Origin of the sequence: Staphylococcus warneri, assembly GCF_900636385.1 — a bacterium.
GTDB classification, from domain to species: domain Bacteria; phylum Bacillota; class Bacilli; order Staphylococcales; family Staphylococcaceae; genus Staphylococcus; species Staphylococcus warneri.
Genome location: NZ_LR134269.1, coordinates 1,221,236 through 1,237,388 on the forward strand (window position 1 = coordinate 1,221,236; position 16,153 = coordinate 1,237,388).

Annotated in this window: 18 protein-coding genes, 2 pseudogenes and 1 riboswitch; of the genes and pseudogenes, 17 read left to right on the forward strand and 3 right to left on the reverse strand. The window is 30.1% G+C overall.

Annotation, left to right across the window (positions count from 1 at the left end):
• Positions 1-164: 164 nt before the first annotated feature.
• From EL082_RS06025 to gcvPB, 15 genes and pseudogenes are all read left to right on the forward strand, one after another.
• A complete protein-coding gene (locus EL082_RS06025; protein WP_015364967.1) occupies positions 165-719 on the forward strand; it encodes a 5-formyltetrahydrofolate cyclo-ligase in 555 nt (184 codons plus the stop codon).
• Positions 716-2,170 carry a rhomboid family intramembrane serine protease gene (locus EL082_RS06030; protein ID WP_015364968.1) on the forward strand — a complete coding sequence of 485 codons (1,455 nt, stop codon included), beginning with the start codon at positions 716-718 and terminating at the stop codon, positions 2,168-2,170. Before EL082_RS06025 ends, EL082_RS06030 begins: the two co-directional genes overlap by 4 nt.
• Positions 2,160-2,363, forward strand: a complete 204-nt coding sequence (locus EL082_RS06035) for a YqgQ family protein (RefSeq protein ID WP_002451885.1) — start codon at positions 2,160-2,162, stop codon at positions 2,361-2,363. Before EL082_RS06030 ends, EL082_RS06035 begins: the two co-directional genes overlap by 11 nt.
• Positions 2,360-3,346, forward strand: a complete 987-nt coding sequence (locus tag EL082_RS06040) for an ROK family glucokinase (RefSeq protein WP_103286295.1) — start codon at positions 2,360-2,362, stop codon at positions 3,344-3,346. Before EL082_RS06035 ends, EL082_RS06040 begins: the two co-directional genes overlap by 4 nt.
• Positions 3,346-3,669, forward strand: a complete 324-nt coding sequence (locus EL082_RS06045; protein WP_015364969.1) for an MTH1187 family thiamine-binding protein — start codon at positions 3,346-3,348, stop codon at positions 3,667-3,669. The genes EL082_RS06040 and EL082_RS06045 overlap by 1 nt, the downstream gene beginning before the upstream one ends.
• Before the next feature lie 3 nt (positions 3,670-3,672).
• Entirely contained in the window at positions 3,673-4,296 is a 624-nt protein-coding gene (locus EL082_RS06050; RefSeq protein WP_002465751.1) for an MBL fold metallo-hydrolase, read from the forward strand.
• Positions 4,297-4,342: 46 nt separating this feature from the next.
• A pseudogene (gene comGA, locus EL082_RS06055) lies at positions 4,343-5,316 on the forward strand (competence type IV pilus ATPase ComGA).
• Entirely contained in the window at positions 5,288-6,355 is a 1,068-nt protein-coding gene (gene comGB / locus EL082_RS06060) for a competence type IV pilus assembly protein ComGB (protein ID WP_002465743.1), read from the forward strand. Before comGA ends, comGB begins: the two are co-directional and overlap by 29 nt.
• Positions 6,356-6,367: 12 nt before the next feature.
• The gene (comGC, locus tag EL082_RS06065; RefSeq protein ID WP_002465742.1) at positions 6,368-6,685 is read left to right on the forward strand and encodes a competence type IV pilus major pilin ComGC; all 318 of its coding nucleotides are present in this window, start codon (positions 6,368-6,370) and stop codon (positions 6,683-6,685) included.
• On the forward strand, positions 6,663-7,103 hold the full coding sequence (gene comGD / locus EL082_RS12105; RefSeq protein ID WP_015364970.1) for a competence type IV pilus minor pilin ComGD: 441 nt from the start codon (positions 6,663-6,665) through the stop codon (positions 7,101-7,103). The genes comGC and comGD overlap by 23 nt, the downstream gene beginning before the upstream one ends.
• 197 nt (positions 7,104-7,300) lie before the next feature.
• Complete coding sequence (locus EL082_RS06075) at positions 7,301-7,798, forward strand: competence type IV pilus minor pilin ComGF (protein WP_002465737.1); 498 nt, start codon at positions 7,301-7,303, stop codon at positions 7,796-7,798.
• 158 nt (positions 7,799-7,956) lie between these two features.
• Positions 7,957-8,475 carry a shikimate kinase gene (locus tag EL082_RS06085; protein ID WP_164553445.1) on the forward strand — a complete coding sequence of 173 codons (519 nt, stop codon included), beginning with the start codon at positions 7,957-7,959 and terminating at the stop codon, positions 8,473-8,475.
• A riboswitch (glycine riboswitch) is annotated at positions 8,472-8,570 on the forward strand. (Overlaps the previous gene by 4 nt.)
• A gap of 76 nt (positions 8,571-8,646) precedes the next feature.
• The gene (gcvT, locus tag EL082_RS06090; RefSeq protein ID WP_002465750.1) at positions 8,647-9,738 is read left to right on the forward strand and encodes a glycine cleavage system aminomethyltransferase GcvT; all 1,092 of its coding nucleotides are present in this window, start codon (positions 8,647-8,649) and stop codon (positions 9,736-9,738) included.
• Positions 9,739-9,756: 18 nt separating this feature from the next.
• Entirely contained in the window at positions 9,757-11,106 is a 1,350-nt protein-coding gene (gene gcvPA, locus EL082_RS06095) for an aminomethyl-transferring glycine dehydrogenase subunit GcvPA (RefSeq protein ID WP_103286297.1), read from the forward strand.
• A complete protein-coding gene (gcvPB, locus tag EL082_RS06100; protein ID WP_002465783.1) occupies positions 11,096-12,568 on the forward strand; it encodes an aminomethyl-transferring glycine dehydrogenase subunit GcvPB in 1,473 nt (490 codons plus the stop codon). Before gcvPA ends, gcvPB begins: the two co-directional genes overlap by 11 nt.
• A 146-nt stretch (positions 12,569-12,714) precedes the next feature.
• Here the strand turns inward: gcvPB and EL082_RS06105 are convergent, their stop codons facing one another.
• Positions 12,715-13,101, reverse strand: coding sequence for a rhodanese-like domain-containing protein (locus tag EL082_RS06105; protein WP_002465797.1), 387 nt, complete (start codon positions 13,099-13,101; stop codon positions 12,715-12,717).
• 163 nt (positions 13,102-13,264) lie between these two features.
• Here EL082_RS06105 and EL082_RS06110 point away from each other — a divergent pair, with 163 nt between their 5' ends.
• The gene (locus EL082_RS06110; RefSeq protein ID WP_002465720.1) at positions 13,265-14,095 is read left to right on the forward strand and encodes a lipoate--protein ligase family protein; all 831 of its coding nucleotides are present in this window, start codon (positions 13,265-13,267) and stop codon (positions 14,093-14,095) included.
• Positions 14,096-14,174: 79 nt separating this feature from the next.
• Here the strand turns inward: EL082_RS06110 and EL082_RS06115 are convergent, their stop codons facing one another.
• Positions 14,175-14,384, reverse strand: a complete 210-nt coding sequence (locus tag EL082_RS06115; RefSeq protein ID WP_002465740.1) for an SA1362 family protein — start codon at positions 14,382-14,384, stop codon at positions 14,175-14,177.
• 16 nt (positions 14,385-14,400) lie between these two features.
• Positions 14,401-14,979, reverse strand: a complete 579-nt coding sequence (locus EL082_RS06120) for a hypothetical protein (RefSeq protein ID WP_002465800.1) — start codon at positions 14,977-14,979, stop codon at positions 14,401-14,403.
• A gap of 108 nt (positions 14,980-15,087) precedes the next feature.
• Between EL082_RS06120 and EL082_RS06125 the strand changes: the two are divergent.
• Positions 15,088-16,148: pseudogene (locus EL082_RS06125) on the forward strand (M24 family metallopeptidase).
• Positions 16,149-16,153: the final 5 nt, after the last annotated feature.

Consider the following 16,153-nt stretch of genomic DNA (forward strand, 5'->3'; position numbering starts at 1 on the left):
TATTTTTAAGCAATGCTTAACATTAGTTAAATTTTGACAATCATTCTACAGAATTTTGAACAATATCTTCAATATAGAAATGGTATTCACTAATATACGATTCAACTTAATGACATAAAATTATATAAACGTTATAATATGGAATAGTAAAAGTAGGTGAAAAAATGAATAAAAAAGATATAAGATCGTCTATTTTAACCACAATGAAAAAACATTCTAATACTGAAAAAAATATTGCTGATGATTGGTTAGCCAATCAATTTTTTAATTCTCAATCATATCAAGAGGCAACATCAATTGGTATAGTTTTATCCTTACCGCATGAAGTTAATACATATATAATTATTCAACAATCACTGAAAGATCATAAAAAAATATTTGTTCCTGAAGTAGACTACAAATCCAAATTGATGACTTTTAAACAATTATTAGATTTGAATGAAATAGAACGTGATGCAAAAGGGATTTATCATTCCATTTCAAATACTCAAACCACAGATCAATTAGATTTAGTTGTCGTCCCCGGTGTCGGATTTAAAAGTGATGGATATAGGATAGGATATGGGGGCGGTTTTTATGATCGTTTTATTTCAAATTTTAATCCGAAAACAATTAGTTTATTATATGATTTTCAATTAATTGATTTTGAACCGGATAAACACGATCAGCCTGTAGATGAGTTGATTATATATAAAAGCCGCAAATGGAGGCAAAAATGAACATAAAAAAACAATTTTGGAAAACCATATATTACTGGATTAGATATTTAAATTATGATGTTATAAGTAGGGAAAAAGATGACCAAGAAATATGGTTAAGTAATAAAAAGAAAAAAAGTATAGTCATATTTTCAAATTATGTTACTACCACGCAAGAAATTCGTTTTGATAAAAGTAAAATAATTGAAAATAAAGAAAAAATTGAATCAAATGTTGGATACAAACCTTCATCCATTCAATTTTATTACTTTACAGACAAATCAATAACAACAGATGCTTTAGACGGAACATATCCTTTAAAATTGAAATTCAAAATTATAAATGAAGATAGAGATTTAGAACGCGCGATGCCTAATGTTTTCTTAACTAAATTGTTTAAACGTGATGATTCAAAAAAAACAGCTATCTCATATAGAAATAAAGTACTATCGAACAATATTTTAGATAAACATATGCAACGTTTTTCACCCGTTACTTATATATTAATTATATCGAATGTTATCTTATGGTTATGTATGATACTTTATTTCAACCGCTTTTCTGATATAAAATTACTTGATGTAGGTGGGTTAGTACATTTTAATGTTGTTCATGGTGAGTGGTATCGATTAGTGACATCAATGTTTCTACACTTTAATTTTGAACATATTTTGATGAATATGTTATCACTTTACATTTTTGGTAAAATTGTAGAATCAGTGTTAGGATCCTGGAAGATGTTGGCTATTTATTTATTTGCTGGCATTTTCGGTAACTTCGTATCATTATCTTTTAATACAACTACAATTTCCGTTGGTGCTAGTGGTGCAATCTTTGGACTAATAGGTTCAATTTTTGCCATTTTATATTTAAGTAAAACATTTGATAAAAGAGTAATTGGTCAATTATTAATTGCATTGGTTATTTTAATTGGTCTATCATTATTCATGTCAAATATTAATGTTATGGCTCATTTAGGAGGATTTATTGGTGGACTACTAATCACCTTAATTGGCTATTATTTTAACGTAAACCGTAATATATTTTGGATATTATTGATTGTCTTATTAGTGCTTTTTGTGGCAATGCAAATTAGAATATTTAGTATTAAAGAGGATAATATTTATGACAAATTAATACGAGATCAAATGTTATCAGGACACTATGATGAAGCCAAAAAAATTGTTAATCAATCTATTAAAAAAGATTATGCAGATGATCAAACATATTATTTAAGTGGATTGATCACTGCTACTAAAAGTTCTAAAGCCGAAGCTATGGCAGACTGGGAACGTGGGTTAAGATATTTTCCCAATTCGGCTACATTAAATTATGAAATGGCAATAGCCAACCGTTCATTAAAAGATAATGATAAAGCTTTAAAATATATAAAAAAAGCGGTAAAAGCTAACCCTAAAAATTCTCAATATAAAAATTTAGAAAAAGAGTTGAGTGAAAAAAGTGACTCGTAAACTTAATAATTTTTATGATGTTTTACAGTTATTAAAAAAATATGGATATATCATCTATTTCAAAGATCCTCAAGATATGTATGAAATGATGTTACAAGAAATCAAATCTTTATACCATTTTGAGTTATTAACCAAAGATGAATATCTTAAATGTATAATGATAATAAACCAAAGAAGGAATGAACATAAATGACGAAAATTATTTTAGCTGCAGATATTGGTGGGACTACTTGTAAATTAGGTATATTTAATACTAATCTCGACCGTATTGAAAAATGGTCAATCCATACAGATACAACTGATCATACAGGAAAATTACTTTTAAAAAATATACATGAATCATTAGAAGAAAAAGTTGCTGAACTAGGTTATGAGATGTCAAATGTTATCGGAGTGGGAATTGGTGTTCCTGGACCGGTAGACTTTGAAACTGGCGTAGTTAATGGTGCTGTCAATTTACATTGGGAAGATAGTGTTAACGTTACTGAAATTTATCAAAGTTTCATAGATTGCCCAGTCTATGTTGATAACGATGCGAACGTTGCAGCATTAGGTGAAAAACATAAAGGCGCAGGTAAAGGCGCTGATGATGTTGTTACCATCACTTTAGGAACAGGCCTTGGTGGCGGCATTATTTCAAATGGTGAATTGGTACATGGCCATAATGGTTCTGGTGCTGAAATAGGTCACTTTAGAGCTGACTTTGATCAACGATTCAAGTGTAATTGTGGTAAATCCGGTTGTATAGAAACTGTTGCCTCTGCTACTGGTGTTGTTAATTTGGTTAATTTTTATTATCCTAAATTAACTTTTAAATCATCAATCCTACAACTCATTAAAGATAATAAAGTAACAGCTAAAGCAGTATTTGATGCAGCTAAAGAAGGTGACCAATTCTGTATTTTCATTACTGAAAAAGTCGCTAATTATATTGCATACTTATGTAGTATTTTAAGTGTAACTAGCAATCCTAAATACATTGTATTAGGTGGAGGCATGTCTACAGCAGGACTAATCTTAGTAGAAAATATTAAAACTGAATACCGTAACTTAACATTTACGCCTGCACAACAAGATACTGAAATTGTACAAGCAGAGTTAGGAAATGATGCAGGTATAACTGGCGCAGCTGGCTTAATTAAAACATACATTTTAGATAAAGAGGGTGTGAAATAATGGCAATTGTTGACGTTGTAGTTATTCCAGTAGGTACTGAGGGTCCAAGTGTTAGTAAGTACATTGCTGAGATTCAAACAAAATTAAAAGAATATAAAGATCAGGGCAAAATAGATTACCAATTGACTCCTATGAACACGCTTATCGAAGGTGATTTAAAAGATTTATTTGAAGTAGTACAAGCAATTCACGAATTACCATTTGATAAAGGTTTAGATAGAGTTTGTACCAACATCAGAATTGACGACCGCAGAGATAAATCTAGAAAAATGAATGATAAGTTAAAATCTGTACAAAAACATTTAGATAATGGTGGGGAGTAAATCATGAGAATCTCTAGTTTAACTTTAGGGTTAGTAGATACCAACACGTACTTTATAGAAAATGATAAAAAAGTATTACTTGTGGATCCATCTAGTGAAACAGATAAAATTGTTAAAAAGTTAAATCAAATTAACAAACCTTTAGAAGCAATAATACTTACTCATGCACATTATGATCATATCGGGGCATTAGACGATATTATAAATAAATACAATGTACCAGTATATATGCATAAAGAAGAATTTGACTTCTTAAACGATCCAGAAAAAAATGGTGCATCAAAATTTAAACAATACGGTATGCCACAAGTAATTAGTCAGGCGAATCCTGAAGCACTTGATGAAGGTCAGGCACAAATAGGGGATTTCACATTTAATGTATTGCATACACCTGGACACTCGCCTGGAAGTTTATCATTTGTATTTGATGAATTTGCAGTCGTAGGCGATACTTTATTTAATAATGGTATTGGTAGAACTGATTTATATAAAGGTGATTATGAAACCCTAGTTGATTCTATTAAAGATAAATTATTTGAATTAGATGGCGATTTACCATTATTCCCTGGACATGGACCATATACCACAGTCGACGATGAACAATTGAATCCATTTTTAAATGGTTAAAGTAAATTTAACACCTCCTACGTAAATATAAGTAGGAGGTGTTTCTTTGAAGATATTATTTCAAGAAATAATTAATAAAGCTATAGTTTATAAAGCAAGTGATGTACATTTTATTCCAATGGAACATTATGTTCATATAAAATTCAGAGTGAATGATACTTTAACATCATATGAAACTCTTGATATCGGAATTTATCGTAAATTACTTGTTTTTATGAAATTTCAAGCAGGATTGGATGTGTCGACGCAGCAAATCGCTCAAAGTGGTCGTTACACATATAAATTAAGATCAGTTTATTACTTACGTATTTCAACTCTCCCTTTATCAATCGGTAGTGAAAGTTGTGTAATTAGAATAGTGCCTCAATATTTTCAAAATAAAAAGGAAACTTATGAATTTAACGATTTTAAACATTTAATGAATAAGAAACAAGGATTATTGCTTTTTACAGGACCAACTGGTTCAGGTAAAAGCACACTCATGTATCAAATGGTTATGTACGCGCAAAAGAATTGAATCTCAATGTCATATCTATCGAAGACCCCGTAGAACAAATTTTAAAAGGTATTACTCAAATCTCAGTGAATACTAAAGCCGGTATTACTTATGCAAGTTCATTTAAAGCCATACTTCGGTGCGATCCAGATGTTATTTTGATTGGAGAAATCAGAGACGCTGAAATAGCAAAATATGTGTTTCAAGCAAGCTTGAGTGGCCATTTAGTATTAAGTACATTACATGCTAATGATTGCAAAGGGGCATTGTTAAGATTATTAGAGATGGGTATTACGATTCAAGAACTATCACAAGCTATCAATTTAATATCTAACCAACGTTTAATAACCACTTCAAGCCAACGACGCCAATTAGTTTGTGAACTTATGTTCAAAAATCAAATCAATTACTTTTTTGAACATAATCAAACAATGCCTAGATCTTTTAAGCGACTATCTTCAAAACTAGATGATATGACTAAAGAGGGAATTATATGTGAAACAATTGCTGATAAATATATTTAATCAATCTAAGCGAAAATGTTTAACCAAAGTCGAACAGTTAGATTTGATGCAACGATTACATCAATTACTAACAAATGGATTCACATTATACGAATCCTTTAAATTTTTGAACTTGCATTTTAAATATAAAGGCGACAAAACTCAAATGGAACTTATGGCGAAGATAGAAAATGGTGCACATTGCTATGAAGTCTTTCAATATTTAGACTTTTCCAATGATATCATTACTCAAATATACCTAGCTGAAAGATTTGGAAATCTGGAGGCTACTTTACATGAATCAATACTTTTTTTAAAAAAGCAAATTCAAGTTAAACAAAGTGTTATTAAAACGATTCAATACCCTGTTGTATTAATGATTATATTTTTCCTTATCTTAATGCTTTTAAATTTCACTGTAATACCTCAATTCAAAGAACTATATCAATCAATGAATATTGCATTATCACCACTCCAATTAGTACTTTCCTCATTTATATCTGGACTTCCATTTTTCATTTTATTTCTCACTTGTATTATTTTAGTTATTGTTATCCTCATTCATACTAGTTATAGAAATATGCCTACAATCAAACAAATTCATTTAATGAGCAATCTACCTATTATAAAAAGCTACTATAAAATTTTTAAAACATATCAATTATCTAATGAACTTGCTCATTTTTATAGAAATGGAATTAATCTTCAACTTATCGTAGAAATCTTTCAGCAATCAAATAGTAATCAATTCCACCAATATTTAGGCGATATAATTTTAAAACAGTCCAATCAAGGTGAAAAACTTCCTAATATTTTAAAGCAATTTAAGTGCTACGAAAGTGATTTGATCAAATTCATAGAACAAGGTGAAAAGAGCGGAAAGCTTGATATTGAATTAACACTATATAGTCAAATACTTGTACATCAATTTGAAATATTAGCGAAACGACATATCAAATTCATCCAACCAATAATATTTCTAATGCTAGGTATATTTATTGTTACTTTATATTTATCTATCATGCTACCAATGTTCGATATGTTGCAATCAATTAATTAGAGGTGTCATATAATGAGAAAACATAAATACTCACTTAAAACTAAAGCTTTCACCTTAATAGAAATGCTTTTAGTATTATTAATCATAAGTTTATTACTTATTTTAATTATACCTAATGTCGCCAAACAGACGGCACATATTCAATCAACTGGCTGCGATGCACAAGTTAAAATGATAAATAGCCAAATTGAAGCGTATACTTTAAAACATAATAGAAATCCAAATACTATTCAGGATTTAATTACAGAAGGATATATTAAAGAGAATCAAAAAAGTTGTAAAACAGGTGAAACAATTTCAATAAGTAATGGCGAAGCGATTGCAAATTAAAGCGTATAATTACATAGAAATATTAATGGTATTATTCATTTTGTCTATACTATTGTTGTGTACTTTAAGCAGTAAAAATCTTTTAACATTATCAATGTCTAATGATGAAATGAATATTAATCTACTAATAACTCAATTGAATTATATAAAATCAAAAGCAATTAGCGAAAAACAATCAATCACTTTAATGTTTAATCATCAATCTTCTCATATAAATGTTAAAGAAGAACATGGTAAAAAGTATCAAATAAAAATAAAAGATGGGAAGATCATAAAGATAACGAAAATAAATCTAATTACCTTTGATAAAAATGGCAATGTTAATCATTTTGGTTCGTTAAATATAAAAATGAAACATTCAATATACAAAGTCATATTTCATATTGAGAAAGGACGAATAAGGTATACCAAACTATAAAATAAAGGGCAGTTTCATGCTGGATAGCTTATTTGCATTTTTTATTATGAGCATAATCACCTTAACATTTATTGAAATGATCAATCATTTAATGATTAATTATCAAAATCAATTAGATAATATCGAGATGCAAAAAATAACCATTGTAAGCTTAAATAAATTTGATTTAGATCATTTGAAGCAAGGAGTTAAAATAGATGATTTTACAATTAAATTGTCTAATAAGGAAATTTGTACCACAAATAACCAAAATCAAAAGCGCTATTGTATTAAAAAATAAACTACCTAGTTTTACATTTATTGAAATGATTTTTTCATTATTGATAACTATAGTCCTACTAAGTACAGTACCATTGACTATCAAAATTATTAGTCAATATAAACAAATTGCTTTAGAAAATAGTTCAATAGAATTTGAATTATTTCATAGCGATTTGTTAAAAGAACAAAAAAAGGATGCACTTAAACCAATTATTAAAGATAAGCATACTTTACACTTAATCAATAAAGAAAAGAATGCAGAATATATTTTCAAAAACAATAAAATATATAAACAAATAAATGGTAAAGGCAATATTACATTGCTGAATCAAGTCAGTATGGTAAAAATGATAAAGTCGAACGATAATATCATCAAAATAATTTTGAAAGTAGGAAATCCGAATTATAATCAATACAAAACATTATTTTTATAAACAAAAAGCCTTTATTAGTCCATTCTTGATGATTATTTTTTCTTTATATTTAACAGTTATATCTTTTTATATTACTCAATATAGTTTAAAATTAAAGACAACACATAACTTAGAAAAAATATATAAAGAAGTTATCGTTAATAAGCTTATAGAGGTTGATGTTGTTGAAAAATCTAGAAATACCAATCATTCTAATAGGATTCATGGGAACCGGTAAAACAACAGTAGGTCAATATTTGATGAATCAATTACATCTAAGTTATGTAGATCTAGATGAGTATATCGAGCAAAGAGAAAGCATAACTATTCCTGAAATATTTGATGAAAAGGGAGAATCTTACTTTAGAAAATTAGAATTTAAATATTTGAATGAATGTATCAACCAATTTGATATCATTTCTACTGGTGGTGGAATAATAGAAAATGATGCTTCATTAGATCTTTTAAAAAAACAGAAGCAAGTCATATGGTTAGATTGTGATATTAAGATTGTCTTTAATAGAATAGTGAATGATCCCCATCGTCCTAATGCGAATAATAAGTCCCTAGAACAACTAAAAAACTTGTATTTATCAAGGATTTCAAGATATAATGAAATCGTATTCATGAAAGTGAATAGTAATCAAAATGTATCTGAAATTTATCAAGAAATAACAACTTTATTAAGTAGCGATTGATCAGTATTAGAGAGCATAAAAAGATAACTTTTTATCGCCGAAGGTGCAAGTAATTTTATTACGAAACTCTCAGGCAAAAGGATAATACTGTAACGCGTTCCTGGAAAAAATATTTAAACAGGGTAGCAAGTTTTGCTATCCTGTTTTTAAATAAATATAGGGGGTTTTCAAATGACAAGTGAGTTAAAAAAGACGCCATTATATCAAAATTACGTAGACAGTGGTGCTAAAATAGTAGAATTTGGTGGATGGGCAATGCCTGTTCAATTCTCAAGTATTAAGGAAGAACACAACGCTGTTAGATATGAAATCGGACTTTTCGATGTAAGTCATATGGGAGAAATTGAAATTCAAGGTAATGATGCGAAATCTTTTGTACAATATATTTTATCCAATGACACTAATAATCTAACAGATTCTAAAGCACTATATACTGCATTATGTAATGAAGAAGGTGGCATTATTGACGACTTGGTTACATATAAACTAGCAGATGATGACTATTTATTAGTGGTTAATGCTGCCAATACTGATAAAGACTTTAAATGGATTGAAAAACATGTTAAATCTTTTGAAGTTGAAGTTAAAAATGTATCTGAACAATATGGCCAATTAGCACTTCAAGGTCCTAAAGCTAGAGACTTAATGCAAAAATTAGTAGATATAGATATTTCTGAAATGGGAATGTTTGAATTTAAAAAAGATGTTCAATTATTCAATAAAAATGTAATTCTTTCACAATCTGGCTATACTGGTGAAGATGGCTTCGAGATATATTGTGATGCCAATGATACAGTAGCAATCTGGGAAGGTTTACTTGAATATGATGTAACACCATGTGGTCTAGGAGCCAGAGATACTCTTAGATTAGAAGCAGGACTTCCATTACATGGTCAAGATTTAACAGAATCTATAACACCATATGAAGGTGGTATCGCATTTGCTGCTAAACCATTAATTGATGATGACTTTATTGGTAAATCTGTTTTAAAAGATCAAAAAGAAAATGGATCATCTAGAAGAACAGTTGGTTTAGAACTTTTAGATAAAGGTATCGCTAGAACTGGCTATGAAGTATTAGACATAGATGGTAATCAAATTGGAGAAGTCACTTCAGGAACAAAATCTCCTTCGTCTGATAAATCAATTGCATTAGCTATTATTAATAGAGATGCATTTGAAATGGGTCGAGAGTTATTAGTACAAGTAAGAAAAAGACAGGTAAAAGCTAAAATCGTTAAGAAAAATCAAATCGAAAAATAGAACAAAGGGGTGGACAAGTTGAGTCATCGTTATATTCCATTAACTGATCAAGATAAGCAAGACATGTTAGACACTATTGGTGCGAAATCTATTAATGAATTATTTGGAGATGTGCCTTCTGACATTTTATTAAATAGAGATTTAGGTATCGCCAGTGGAGAAGCAGAAACTACTTTACTTAAACGACTAAACAAAGTTGCAAGTAAAAATATTACTAAAGAAACACATACTTCTTTCCTTGGCGCAGGTGTTTATGATCATTATGCACCATCAGTTGTAGATGCAATGATTTCTAGATCTGAATTCTATACTGCTTATACACCATATCAACCTGAGATTTCTCAAGGAGAATTGCAAGCAATTTTTGAATTCCAAACATTAATTTGTGAATTAACTAATATGGATGTAGTAAATTCATCAATGTATGATGGTATGACTAGTTTTGCAGAAGCATGTATTTTAGCATACAGCCATACTAAGAAAAATAAAATTGTCGTTTCAAAAGGACTACATTACCAAGCTTTACAAGTTTTAAACACATACGCTAAAACTCGTGAAGAATTCGAAGTTGTAGAAATTGATTTAGATGGTACGATTACTGATTTAGAAAAATTAGAACAAGCTGTAGATGATAATACTGCAGCAGTTGCCGTTCAATATCCTAACTTCTTTGGTTCAATAGAAGATCTTGAAAAAATTCAAAGCTTTATTGAAGGTAAAAAAGCATTATTTATCGTGTATGCAAATCCATTAGCATTAGGTTTATTAACACCACCAGGTTCATTCGGTGCTGATATTGTTGTTGGTGACACACAACCATTTGGTATCCCTGCACAATTTGGTGGACCACATTGTGGTTATTTTGCAACTACAAAAAAATTAATGCGTAAAGTACCAGGTAGACTCGTGGGTCAAACACAAGATGACGAAGGAAATAGAGGTTTCGTTCTCACTTTACAAGCTCGTGAACAACATATCCGTCGTGATAAAGCGACATCAAATATTTGTTCTAACCAAGCATTAAATGCATTAGCTTCGTCAATCGCAATGTCTGCATTAGGTAAACAAGGTGTTTATGATATTGCTGTTCAGAACTTTGAACATGCAAATTATGCTAAGCAAGCATTTAAAGAAGCTGGGTTCAATGTATTAGAAGGTACTTCATTTAATGAATTCGTTGTTGAATTTAATAAATCAATCACTGAAGTTAATAAGGCATTAGCAGAAGAAGAGATTATTGGAGGCTTCGACCTAAGTGTTGTTTCTAATGAGTTTGAAAATCATATGTTAATAGCTGTTACTGAGTTAAGAACAAAAGATGAGATTGATACATTTGTTAAGAAAGCTGGTGAAATTAATGGTAAGTAAATCAAGCCCACTTATTTTTGAAAGATCTAAAGAAGGAAGATATGCCTATTCTTTACCGCAAAGCGATATTAACAATAAATCATTTGAATCTATTTTAGATGATAAATTTATTAGAAAAGAAAAAGCAGAATTTCCTGAAGTAGCAGAATTAGATTTAGTACGTCACTATACAGAATTATCTAATAAAAACTTTGGTGTAGACTCAGGATTCTATCCTTTAGGATCTTGTACTATGAAATACAATCCTAAAGTAAATGAAAAAGTAGCTAGAATTCCTGGATTTAGTGAAGCACATCCATTACAAGATGAAAATCAAATTCAAGGTTCTCTTGAAATTATTTATAATTTACAAGAAGAACTTAAAGAAATAACAGGTATGGATGAAGTGACGCTTCAACCAGCTGCTGGTGCACATGGTGAATGGACTGCACTAATGATTTTTAAAGCGTATCATCAAAATAATGGAGAAGGACATCGTGATGAAGTTATTGTACCTGACTCAGCTCACGGAACAAACCCTGCTTCAGCATCATTTGCAGGTTTTAAATCAGTAACGGTTAAATCAAATGAACGCGGCGAAGTAGATATTGATGACCTAAAACGTGTTGTTAATGAAAACACTGCAGCTATTATGTTAACAAATCCAAATACTTTAGGTATTTTTGAAAAGAATATTATGGAAATCAGAGAAATTGTCCATGAAGCAGGAGGATTATTATACTATGATGGTGCTAACCTAAATGCCATCATGGATAAAGTACGTCCTGGTGATATGGGATTCGATGCTGTACATTTAAATCTCCATAAAACATTTACAGGCCCTCATGGAGGTGGCGGCCCTGGTTCAGGACCAGTCGGTGTCGTGAAGGAATTAGCTAGTTACTTACCTAAGCCAATGGTTATAAAAGAAAATGACTATTTCAAATATGATAATGATATTAAAAACTCAATTGGACGAGTAAAACCATTTTACGGTAACTTTGGAATCTATTTAAGAGCCTATACTTATATTAGAACAATGGGTGCTCAAGGATTAAAAGAAGTTTCTGAAGCGGCAGTATTAAATGCTAATTATCTTAAAGCAAGATTAACTGATCATTTTGAAATTCCATATAAACAATACTGTAAACATGAATTTGTATTAAGTGGAATTAAACAAAAACAATATGGTGTTAGAACTTTAGATATGGCCAAACGATTATTGGACTTTGGTGTACATCCACCTACAATTTACTTCCCATTAAATGTTGAGGAAGGAATGATGATTGAACCTACTGAAACAGAATCTAAAGAAACGTTAGATCATTTTGCTGATACGTTAATTCAAATTGCTAATGAGGCGAAAGAAGACCCAGATAAAGTACTTGAAGCACCTCATACTACAATTATCGATAGATTAGATGAAACGACTGCAGCAAGAAAACCTATTCTTAAATTTGAAAACTTGCACGCTGAAAAATAATATATTACTTCAAAAACCATTCCTTTACCTAGTTAATTGTAGAGGGATGGTTTTTTGAATAAAAAAATGAGTGAAAAGTATAAGGCATTAATTTGCCTCAAACGTTTCACTCATAATTCATAAATATTATTCTAGGCCGAGCCTAACTATTTTTTGGACTTGATTTTGCCAGTCCATTTTTTATAGCCGCCTTTAAGCATATAAAGATCTGTATAGCCGTTTTTTCTTAACATACGAGCAGCACGATAACTAGCAATACCATTTGCATCACAAAGATAAATAGGTTGGTCTTTTCTTAGACCTTGAAATCTTTGTTTAAACATAGTAATGGGAATATTTCGAGCGCCATTGATGTGACCATAATCATAGTCAACTTTTTCTCTCACATCAACCACTTGTGCTTTACGTAAGCCTTTATGAAAATCATTTTGGTCTAATTCTTTAACAGCTCGCTTATTAAGAATTTGTTGAACGACCATATAACCAATTATTATAACTAATATAATAATTGCAATATACAAAGAGATACTCATGTTGCATCCTCCCTAATTTACCGATATTATAATTATAAGACTGTTAGAACAAATTATCAAAATATTTTTATGATATCACAGATGTTTTAATAATTTATTCAAAATTAATAAGCAAAATAGCAAATTTTGTTACTAAGCATTCATTTAATGGGGGATTTTAATCATGACAGAAACATGGAACTTTATTAATACTGGTAGTCACGATCCATATTATAATATGGCAATGGATGAAGCATTACTTAATTTCGTATCTAGAGGTGAAATTGATCCTGTCATTCGTTTCTATACTTGGGACCCAGCCACATTATCAATCGGCTATTTCCAACGATTAACTAAAGAAATTGATATCGAAAAAGTGAAAGAAAAGGGCTATGGACTTGTAAGACGCCAAACTGGTGGTAGAGGCGTATTGCATGACAAAGAGTTAACTTATAGTGTTATAGTACCTGAATCACATCCTAAAATGCCATCAACGATAACAGAAGCTTATAGAGTAATTTCACAAGGATTATTAGAAGGATTCAAAAACCTAGGCTTCGATACTTATTTTGCTGTTCCTCGTTCTAAAGAAGAAAGAGAGAAATTAAAGCAACCTCGTAGCTCTGTATGCTTTGATGCACCAAGTTGGTATGAGCTTGTAGTAGAAGGCCGCAAAATAGCTGGTAGTGCTCAGACACGTCAAAAAGGTGTCATTCTACAACATGGATCTATATTACAAGATATAGATATCGATGAACTATTTGATTTGTTCATTTTCAAACATGATCGTTTAAAAGCAAAAATGAAAGAAGCTTTTGTAGACAAAGCAGTGGCCATCAACGACATATCAGAACAACATATTACTTTAAATGAAATGGAAAAAGCATTTGAAGATGGCTTCAAAAAGGGATTACAGATTACGTTTAAACCACTAACATTAACTGATGCACAATTAGAAGAAGTAAGAGCATTGGAAGAAAAATTCCGTTCAGACGATTGGACCTATAGAAAATAAAAAATGAATCAATACAAAAAGCAGTAGTCAATCAAATCTATTTGATAATGATGACTACTGCTTTATTATAATTTGTTTATTATTTACGTTTACGATACTTACGTTGCGCTCTTTTATACTTACGCTGTTCTTCTGTTAAGAAGAAGAAATAATATATAAGATATATCACTAAAACTAAAATTGCAAAGCTAATTAACATTCTAACGATTGAAAATAGAAACACATCTAAATTCATAATTAAACCAAATGCTGCAATAGCTAGTACAATATAAAACCAAATATTTTTCATTGAAATTCACCTAATTCTAATTTGCATCTGTTTGTATAGTCGATAATTTTTGTTGACCTTTTTCTATTTTCTTTTTATCTTTTTCTTGATATCCTGTTTCAATTTTATCAAAGGCAGAAGTAATATCTTTATTTAAACTGCTAATATTTTTTTTAGTTTGTTTATCTTCACTAGTCATAGAATCTTCATCGATATCAGAATTATACGTATTATACGCATCTTCTAAATCCGAAGATATCGTCGATAATTTCTTTTGGATTGATTGACTACCTTTATTTTTAGTTACATCAGGTTTAATGTTATTATACTTATCAACCGCACTTGCTACATTGTCATAATACGTAGAACTCGCCTTTAAATTTTTCTCTTTTTTCTTATTATCTGCTGTTTGTTTGCCATTCTCTTTATCTTTTTGTAATCCTGCAATCGTCGACTTTTGATTACTAATGTCTTGATTTAATTGTTGAATATCTAATTTTAATTGATGATTGTCATCTCTTAATTTTGTAGTTTTATCTTCGAGTGGTGCAAGATTTTGACTACCACAACCAGCTAATAAACAAGATGCGCCAATCACGATTATATATCTCTTCATGATTATCTCCCTAAACTAAAAACTATTATATTATTTATTGATTATGCTATCATTTTAATGTATTCATATAAAATGTACAAACGTTATACAAGATTTGGAGGGGATTCTATGAACAAATTAGGACAAGTACATGAACTTTTAGAACAAAAAAGCTAGATGCAGTTGTGATTCTTTCAGATTTTAACAGAAGATATTTATCTGAGTTCACAGGCACAAGTGGTGCATTAATTATTTCACCAAACCATCAATATTTGGTTACAGACTTTAGATATATTGAACAAGCAAAAAATCAAGCTTCAGAATTTGAAATCATAAATAGAAAATCTGATTTAATTTCTGAAATAAAAGCAATATTAAAAAAAGAGAACTTAAGTAACGTAGGATTTGAAGGTCATGAAGTTAGTTATGATACTTATATAGAATTAAATAAAGGTATGATAACTTTAATCAGCATTTCTGATGCTATTGAAAAAATCAGAGAGGTAAAATCACAATCAGAAATCGAAATAATCAAAAAAGCTGCTCAAATTGTTGATGAAACATACGATTATATTTTAACAATTGCTAAAGCAGGTATGACAGAACGTGAAGTAAAAGCTGAACTTGAAAGTAAAATGTTACATTTAGGTGCGGATGGTCCATCTTTTGATACAATTGTAGCATCTGGCCATCGAGGCGCTTTACCACACGGTGTTGCAAGTGATAAAATTATTGAGCAAGGTGATATGGTTACATTAGATTTTGGTGCATACTATAAAGGTTATTGTTCAGATATCACAAGAACTTTTGCGATAGGTGAACCAGATCCTAAAATGAAAGAGATTTATGATATAGTATTAAAAGCACAACAAAAAGCGCTCGATGAAATTAAACCGGGTATGACTGTAAAAGAAGCTGATGCTTTATCCCGAGATTTCATTGAAGCACATGGATATGGTGAGGAATTTGGCCATTCATTAGGTCATGGTATTGGTTTAGACATACACGAAGGACCATTACTATCTAAAAATGCATCCGGTCAACTTCAAGTTAATAACTGCGTCACTATCGAACCAGGTATATATGTTGATGGTTTAGGTGGCGTTCGAATTGAAGATGATATATTGATGACAGAAAATGGTTGTGAAGTCTTTACTAAATGCACAAAAGACCTTATTATTTTAAAATAAGCGTG

Bases quoted from the DNA above. Each gene is read 5' to 3' on its own strand.
- EL082_RS06025 (WP_015364967.1), top strand. From the start codon at position 165: ATGAATAAAAAAGATATAAGATCGTCTATTTTAACCACAATGAAAAAA.
- EL082_RS06030 (WP_015364968.1), top strand. From the start codon at position 716: ATGAACATAAAAAAACAATTTTGGAAAACCATATATTACTGGATTAGA.
- EL082_RS06040 (WP_103286295.1), top strand. From the start codon at position 2,360: ATGACGAAAATTATTTTAGCTGCAGATATTGGTGGGACTACTTGTAAA.
- EL082_RS06045 (WP_015364969.1), top strand. From the start codon at position 3,346: ATGGCAATTGTTGACGTTGTAGTTATTCCAGTAGGTACTGAGGGTCCA.
- EL082_RS06050 (WP_002465751.1), top strand. From the start codon at position 3,673: ATGAGAATCTCTAGTTTAACTTTAGGGTTAGTAGATACCAACACGTAC.
- comGC (WP_002465742.1), top strand. From the start codon at position 6,368: ATGAGAAAACATAAATACTCACTTAAAACTAAAGCTTTCACCTTAATA.
- comGD (WP_015364970.1), top strand. From the start codon at position 6,663: ATGGCGAAGCGATTGCAAATTAAAGCGTATAATTACATAGAAATATTA.
- EL082_RS06075 (WP_002465737.1), top strand. From the start codon at position 7,301: ATGATTTTACAATTAAATTGTCTAATAAGGAAATTTGTACCACAAATA.
- EL082_RS06085 (WP_164553445.1), top strand. From the start codon at position 7,957: ATGTTGTTGAAAAATCTAGAAATACCAATCATTCTAATAGGATTCATG.
- gcvT (WP_002465750.1), top strand. From the start codon at position 8,647: ATGACAAGTGAGTTAAAAAAGACGCCATTATATCAAAATTACGTAGAC.
- gcvPB (WP_002465783.1), top strand. From the start codon at position 11,096: ATGGTAAGTAAATCAAGCCCACTTATTTTTGAAAGATCTAAAGAAGGA.
- EL082_RS06105 (WP_002465797.1), bottom strand. From the start codon at position 13,101: ATGAGTATCTCTTTGTATATTGCAATTATTATATTAGTTATAATAATT.
- EL082_RS06110 (WP_002465720.1), top strand. From the start codon at position 13,265: ATGACAGAAACATGGAACTTTATTAATACTGGTAGTCACGATCCATAT.
- EL082_RS06115 (WP_002465740.1), bottom strand. From the start codon at position 14,384: ATGAAAAATATTTGGTTTTATATTGTACTAGCTATTGCAGCATTTGGT.
- EL082_RS06120 (WP_002465800.1), bottom strand. From the start codon at position 14,979: ATGAAGAGATATATAATCGTGATTGGCGCATCTTGTTTATTAGCTGGT.